Source organism: Pedobacter agri PB92, from assembly GCF_000258495.1.
GTDB classification, from domain to species: domain Bacteria; phylum Bacteroidota; class Bacteroidia; order Sphingobacteriales; family Sphingobacteriaceae; genus Pedobacter; species Pedobacter agri.
This window is the reverse complement of sequence record NZ_AJLG01000013.1, coordinates 37,386-43,913: the sequence shown is the minus strand read 5'-3', so window position 1 is coordinate 43,913 and position 6,528 is coordinate 37,386. Positions and strand designations below refer to the sequence as shown.

General features: G+C 37.0%; 10 protein-coding genes and 1 pseudogene. 5 read left to right on the top strand and 6 right to left on the bottom strand.

The features are described 5' to 3' along the window. Positions 1 to 17: 17 nt before the first annotated feature. Positions 18 to 209, bottom strand: a complete 192-nt coding sequence (locus tag ON09_RS03565) for a hypothetical protein (RefSeq protein WP_010599688.1) — start codon at positions 207 to 209, stop codon at positions 18 to 20. A 62-nt stretch (positions 210 to 271) separates the two neighbouring features. After that, the gene (locus ON09_RS03560; RefSeq protein ID WP_010599687.1) at positions 272 to 535 is read right to left on the bottom strand and encodes a SemiSWEET family sugar transporter; all 264 of its coding nucleotides are present in this window, start codon (positions 533 to 535) and stop codon (positions 272 to 274) included. Between the two features lie 207 nt (positions 536 to 742). Between ON09_RS03560 and ON09_RS03555 the strand changes: the two genes are divergently transcribed. The 3 genes and pseudogenes from ON09_RS03555 (at position 743) to ON09_RS03545 (ending at position 3,031) form a co-directional block, all read left to right on the top strand. After that, entirely contained in the window at positions 743 to 1,300 is a 558-nt protein-coding gene (locus ON09_RS03555; RefSeq protein ID WP_010599686.1) for a YciE/YciF ferroxidase family protein, read from the top strand. Between the two features lie 239 nt (positions 1,301 to 1,539). Further along, a pseudogene (locus ON09_RS03550) lies at positions 1,540 to 2,250 on the top strand (alpha/beta hydrolase); the annotation flags it as partial. A 133-nt stretch (positions 2,251 to 2,383) separates the two neighbouring features. Continuing rightward, on the top strand, positions 2,384 to 3,031 hold the full coding sequence (locus ON09_RS03545; RefSeq protein WP_010599684.1) for a DUF4142 domain-containing protein: 648 nt from the start codon (positions 2,384 to 2,386) through the stop codon (positions 3,029 to 3,031). Between the two features lie 8 nt (positions 3,032 to 3,039). Here the strand turns inward: ON09_RS03545 and ON09_RS03540 are convergent, their stop codons facing one another. Further along, positions 3,040 to 3,216, bottom strand: coding sequence for a hypothetical protein (locus ON09_RS03540; RefSeq protein WP_157258823.1), 177 nt, complete (start codon positions 3,214 to 3,216; stop codon positions 3,040 to 3,042). A gap of 94 nt (positions 3,217 to 3,310) precedes the next feature. Between ON09_RS03540 and ON09_RS03535 the strand changes: the two genes are divergently transcribed. Next, entirely contained in the window at positions 3,311 to 3,685 is a 375-nt protein-coding gene (locus ON09_RS03535) for a hypothetical protein (RefSeq protein ID WP_010599682.1), read from the top strand. A gap of 20 nt (positions 3,686 to 3,705) precedes the next feature. On the opposite strand, the gene ON09_RS03530 is transcribed toward ON09_RS03535, so the two are convergent. Next, complete coding sequence (locus ON09_RS03530; protein WP_010599681.1) at positions 3,706 to 3,981, bottom strand: hypothetical protein; 276 nt, start codon at positions 3,979 to 3,981, stop codon at positions 3,706 to 3,708. A 207-nt stretch (positions 3,982 to 4,188) separates the two neighbouring features. Between ON09_RS03530 and ON09_RS03525 the strand changes: the two genes are divergently transcribed. Then, positions 4,189 to 4,554 (top strand): response regulator, encoded by a 366-nt coding sequence (locus tag ON09_RS03525; protein ID WP_010599680.1) that lies wholly within the window; start codon positions 4,189 to 4,191, stop codon positions 4,552 to 4,554. A gap of 114 nt (positions 4,555 to 4,668) precedes the next feature. Here ON09_RS03525 and ON09_RS03520 read toward each other — a convergent pair whose 3' ends face one another. Next, positions 4,669 to 5,319 (bottom strand): response regulator transcription factor, encoded by a 651-nt coding sequence (locus ON09_RS03520; protein WP_010599679.1) that lies wholly within the window; start codon positions 5,317 to 5,319, stop codon positions 4,669 to 4,671. A gap of 89 nt (positions 5,320 to 5,408) precedes the next feature. Continuing rightward, positions 5,409 to 6,485: a PAS domain-containing sensor histidine kinase gene (locus ON09_RS03515; protein WP_010599678.1), complete on the bottom strand. Its 1,077-nt coding sequence runs from the start codon at positions 6,483 to 6,485 to the stop codon at positions 5,409 to 5,411. Positions 6,486 to 6,528 lie beyond the last annotated feature (43 nt).

Below are 6,528 nucleotides of genomic sequence, written 5' to 3'. Positions count from 1 at the left end.
ACGGAGCATTTTTTTATTTATTGATCTGGATCAGCATCGGCACCCTTTTGGTCGGTATCGTTGTCATCCAGTTGCTTAAAGGTTCCATCTTCAGCATAGGCCTTATCGGCATCGCTTCCAGCCAAATCATTATCCGGAATTACGCCTGTTTTGCTTTGATCCTTAGCCTGTTGCTCCTCTTGTTCCTCTTTGGGATTTCCATTTTCCATATCCTTAATCTTTTACTAACAACCATTTCGATTGATAAGGGTTTTATGTTTATGAAATTAGCTCAATGATTATTCCGGTAACGATATTTCAAAATCAGCATTAAAATATCCATTGAAAAAGAAAAGGCGTTTGTGATGAGAATGGGCCAGTCCATAATTAGCATCCCGTAATAAAACCATAAGCCATTTCCGGTGAGAAGTACGATAAACATAAAAGGCGAGACATTGGCTGCTTTTTTGGTTTGAAACGTTTTTACAATCTGCGGCGTGATGGCCAACGCTGTTAATACACCAGCGGTTATCCCAATTATTAATTTCAAATCCATCGTCTTTTTCTACACACAATCGGATTAGTTCAATAATGTTTTGTTTTCGAAAAGTCGCGTAGTTAAATCTTGCAATCTACTAATTAGGGCAGGTAGTTCACGCAGCGAAATACGGCTCATAAATGTATTTATACGCAACGTTTCAAAGCATAAAACTATGTTCATTTAAATCAGTTGTGTAACAAACATCAACCTAAATATAATATTATGGCTACTACAGCAAAAGCAAAAAAAGCAAGCAAAAAACCAACAGGTAATACAGGTAAAATGGAAGATTCAGAATTCCATAAATTCTTTGTTGACGAATTGAAGGATATCTATTGGGCAGAAAAGCATCTGGCTAAGGCGCTTCCAAAATTTAAAAAAGCAGCTACAAGTCCTGAATTGGTAGAAGCTTTTGAAAAACATGCACAGGAAACCGAACAGCATATTGTTACGCTGGAAGAAATTTTTTCTTCACTAGATGAAAAGGCTACCGCAAAAAAATGTGATGCCATGGCTGGATTGCTTGAGGAAGCAAATGGAATTATCGAAGAAACGGATAAAGGTACAATGATCAGAGATGCGGGATTAATTTTGGCGGCACAGAAAGTAGAGCACTACGAAATTGCAACTTACGGTACGTTAGCGGTATTTGCAGAAAACATGGGCCATACTGACGTGGCTGCCTTGCTTAATCAAACATTAGAAAACGAGAAAGCTACTGACGCTATACTTACGCAAATAGCTGAAGGTACTATTAATGCACAAGCTGCAGAAGAATAGTGATTACGCTCAGCTAATTGAAAAGACTTCCAGGTTTGGAAGTCTTTTTTTTTCAGAAAAGTTGCATTCCTTATAGCTATGCAATTTTTTGAACAATGCTAAACAAATATTTGAAACTGCTTGTCATTATTACAAAATCTATACTATGAAAAAGACAATCATATTTGTACATGGCATGTTTCAGAACCCAAAAAGTTGGGAAGGCTGGATTAATTTTTTTGTAATCGAAAGGTTATAATTGTATTGCGCCGGCATGGCCTTTTCATGATGGAGAACCTGCGACTTTACGAAACCATATCCCTGAACAACTAGGCGACTTGGAATTGGATGACATCATTACGCCAATTGAAACTGAAATTTTAAAACTTGATGAAAAACCAATCATCATTGGTCACTCCGTTGGGGGCTTAATTGCTCAGCTTTTGCTTGCTAGAGGTGTGGTGAGTTCGGCGGTTGCCATCTGTTCAGTAGCACCAAATAAAATGATTACTTTCGACTGGTCGTTTTTCAAAAACGCCGCAACCATTGCAAATCCATTAAAGGGCAATGAACCCATCCCGATGGATTTGGAAACTTTTAAAGGCGCTTTCGCAAATACTTTAACTGATGCGCAGGCTCAAACTGAATTCGAAAGAACAGCAACTCCGGATAGCAGAAATGTTTTTAGAACCTGCATGACTGATTCAGCAGATATCGATGTTGAATTGCCACACGCACCGCTCCTGCTCATTTCTGCTTCAGAAGATATGATCTGTCCGGCCTCGTTAATTGAGAAAGAACAGCATGCTTACACGGATGAAACCAGTATTACCGATTTGAAGGAATTTCAGGGCCGAAGTCATTATATCTGTAATGAACCTGGCTGGGAAGAAGTTGCCGATTACACATCACAATGGATTGACAGGCAGCTGAACAATATGCCCTTAACCGAAGACTTTAAACAGATTTAAGAATCACAATATCCTAAAAAGCTCATTTTAATCATGAGCTTTTTTAGTTTTTTGCATAGCGCAATCAGCGGCTATTTTCAATTTATCGAAACTTTAAAAAGTAAACGGTGTTGATTTTTTAAAAGAATGATATATGAAACTTACCAATTTTACTTTAGCAGCACTTACATTAACTTTTTTTTTAAGTTGTAGTAATTCAGAAAAAACCGGAGAAAAATCTTCTGATTCAAACGAAAATGCTGTAAAAATAGATACCGGAATTACTGAAAACGACAATGCTTCAAAGCTTGATCTGGCAGATATTGAATTTTTAAAAAACGCAGCAATCATTGAAATGGCTGACGTGGAAATCGGAAATAAAATTATCCAGCTGGGTGCCACAAATGATATTTTAACATTTGCCAATAAATTGGTAACGGATCAAACTGCTTCTGGTAATGCCTTAAAAAACCTGGCTAAAAAAAAGGGTTTCAGTTTACCGAACACATTACCAGATTCGAGAATACAATCGATTAAACGGTTGGAAACTTTTAAAGAGGATGGCAAAAATGAATTTTTCATTGATACCATTATCAAAGACCATCAGACTACAATTGATCTTTTTGCGGCCGCAGCGAAATCTAAAGACGCCGATATTGCAGCATTTGCAGAGTTAACAAAACCAACTTTATTAAATCATTATGAGGAAGTCAATAAAATTAAGAAAAAGATACTCGAATCGAAAGCTGGCCAGGGAGAAGATCCGTTAAAAAAGAGCGATCAGAAGAATTTTAAGCGTTAACAAATCGCTTAATGTGATTCAACAGCAATTATATTTTTCACTGCTAATTCTACCGCACCAACTTCATCAGGAAAAAATGGCTGAATAACAGAAAAAGTTAGTGCTAATAAAAAAGCAATCAATATACAATAGAAACTAGCCTTGGCGCTATATTCCATTTGTTCGGGTCTTCTGCCTTGTTCCATTTTAATCATAGGGATAGTGACAACAAGACAATAAATATTGCAAAATGTTTGCCGAAACAAAAAAAATCTACTTAGGCATAAAAAGAAAAAAAATATGGCTTTAAAAACTACAAACAAACCTTACCAACTATTACTTGATGTACTTAGCGCAGCGGGTATGGGTTTAGGCATTTATCTCACCAAACCTTCATTGGAAAAAAGATTATCAAAAAGCATTAGTCTGGCAAATTCAAGCGTAAATAAAACGTTCGAACATTCGCCAGCATCGAAAAGCGTCAATCCTGTAAATTTTGAACTTGCTGGTTTAGGTGGCATTGCCGCTTACAAGATCTACAAAGGATTTAAGAGGAATAAAAAAGCAAATGTGGTAGAAGGTTTTTTCTTAACTGCAGTGCTTACTGCAGCCGTAATTTACACAGCAAGCATATCGAAATCGAAAGCTAACATTGACCAAACGGGACAATTATAAAATGTCCCGTTTAAAAAAACTTAACGAATGGTAGAATACCAATTAATGGGATGCGATCTCAAATTCATTCCATCTCGTTCAATGTGGTATAGGATAATCGGTATCGTAAAATCTATCATTCTTTCTACTTTCTTAGATAATCTTCCAAGGAAATCAATACTGGAGATTCCCTCTTTTAGATGAACATAAATTACTGTCGGCGTTTTAAATTCAAAACGATCGATCATTCCTGGCCATTCGCTCTTAATGCGGTTTAGGAAATTAGGAATTTTAACGTAGTCTAGGTTTTTTTCCATATTTCAAGTATTTATTCTTTAAATTAAGTAATCGGTTGCAATAGTTAAAGCGAATATTGAAGATGAACAACTTTTTTACAAACGAGTAAATGCCTGTGTCGCACAAAATCGTCACTTAAATTTAGATACCGTATTAGGCTACGTATTTATACTTAAACCATTTCATTTATGAATCTTAATTTAGACGACTGAACAATAGCCGATTAAATGAGAAAGCGGGTGTTAATTCTTGATGATGATGATTCAAATGCTGAAGCATTGGCTTTAATTATGCAAGAAGAAGGCTACGAAGCCTTATCTATTATTTCTGCATCAGATTTATTGCAAACCATTACCGATTTCAATCCGCACATCCTGCTTTTAGATATACAACTCGGAACATACGATGGCAGAATTCTTTGCAGAAATTTAAAACAACAGGCAGCGACCAAGCACTTACCCATAATTCTTATCTCGGCCATGCTTTCTAGTCAGCTCACAGAAACGAATGCCAATGAGGATGGAATGATCAATAAACCTTTCGAAATTGATGAACTCATTTCGATGGTTGAGCGCTTGCTTAAAATGCCCTGAAATGAACAATTAATGATCATAAATTTTTGAAAATTTTTGGCAATAAGTATTATTACGCAATAATATACTGATTTTAAAAAAGCCCGGATTTCTGCTTAGAAATTTGGGCTTTTTTTAAACTGCGTAACCGTTTAAGATGGAAAACCGCACAAGTGCTGCTGTGTTTTTACAACCCGTCCGATCGATGAGTGCCTGCCTTAAACCTTCGACAGTTCGTCTGCTTAAAAATAGCTTATCAGCCATCTCCTGGTTAGTCATTCCCTCTCCAATCAGTTTAAGTACGCTCAACTCCCGCTCTGAAAACTGAAGCCTGTGATTTTGCTCAGGAGAAAGCATAACCAACTGTTTATTAAACCTTTCCAATATCGAAATACACAAACTAGAAGAAACATAGCGATGGCCTTTCATTACATGTTGCAGGCAAAACAATAACTCATCAGCACCTACACTTTTTAACAAATATCCGTTTGCACCTGCCAAAAAAGCGTTTGATGGGTACTTCTCATCTTCCAAAACACTTAACAGAACAACTTTAAGATTTTTAGCCTTCTTTTTGATCAGGGGAATCATTTCAATCCCATCCATTTCAGGCATTAAAACATCTGATAAAATGATATCAGCCTGAATGCCAGCATCTATCAAATCAAGCAGTTCACGTCCGTTAGCAACATCTGCTACCACCTCAACCGATTCGTATTTATCCATAAGTGCGGTAAGCGACTCACGCATTAAGTGATGGTCATCTACCAGGATTATTTTGATCATAAACCAAATATAATTGAAGGAATGTAATTCAGAAAACAGGGCATTTTCAAGAAGCCTGAATAATGGTCTTTTTGTGCCAATTCAAGTATTTATTTGGGTAATTCTACATAAAACGTAGTCCCTTTTCCGGTTTCGGTATCAAACCAAATCCTACCGCTGTGAAGCTTGACAATATTATAGATAATGCCCATGCCCAACCCACCAGAATCTTTGCCTTGCAAGCCCGCCTTAAAACCTTGCTCACCTCGTTCAAACAAAGTTGATCTGATTTCTTCGGATATTCCTCTTCCATTATCGTATACCGAAATGATCACACTTTCACCCAAATCATTTACAGCAATACCAATTGTGCCATTCTCATCAGTAAATTTTATTGCGTTTGATACGAGGTTATTGATTACCTGCAAAAACTTCATACCATCAAGCGGAAGGTAGATTTTATCTTTATTGCTTTTAAATTTAAAAATCCTTACTGCCCGAAGCTGCGACCGGCGGTAATACCTTAAAGCATCTTTTAGCTCCCAAACCAATTCCAGCCGATCTTTACTAATTTCCACTTCGTTTGACTTGATAAACTCATGATTGATTACACTCCTCACTAAACGCGTATTCCGATCGCACATGTCCATCATAAACCGAAGCGATTCCTTCAGTTCCTTATCGCCAGTACTGGCTATGCCCCTTTCCATTGATGATGCCGTTAATTTCATCATTCCCAAAGGTTCCTTCAAGTCGTGAGACAATACCTCGAGCGTGATGTTTTTGCGGTAGTTGATCTGCTCGATGTGTAGTTTATTGTGCCGCTCAACCGTAATGTCTTCTACAATACCACATAAAATTATTTCCGACTGCTTAAATGGATAAATACTTATTTTTACATATTTCTCCCTGTTGCCTGGAAAACTTAAACGAAACTCATACTTTTTAGCCGCCATATCTTCGAGGCACTCCTCGTAACAGGAAACGATATGTTCCCGGTCATCATCATGTGCAGATTCAAAAAGTAAATGAGGGTGATTTAGAATGGATTCTTTTTCTACTTCCCAAATTTTAGCCAGGCCAGCATTTACATAGAGAAATCGTTCGGTTTGTAAGTTATAGATGAAATAACCATCGTTAGAACTTTCACCAATTTTGCAAAATAATTCGCTGCTTGTTTCATTCATACGGATGCATTTCAATTAGGATAGTTAGGCAAATCAGAAACGC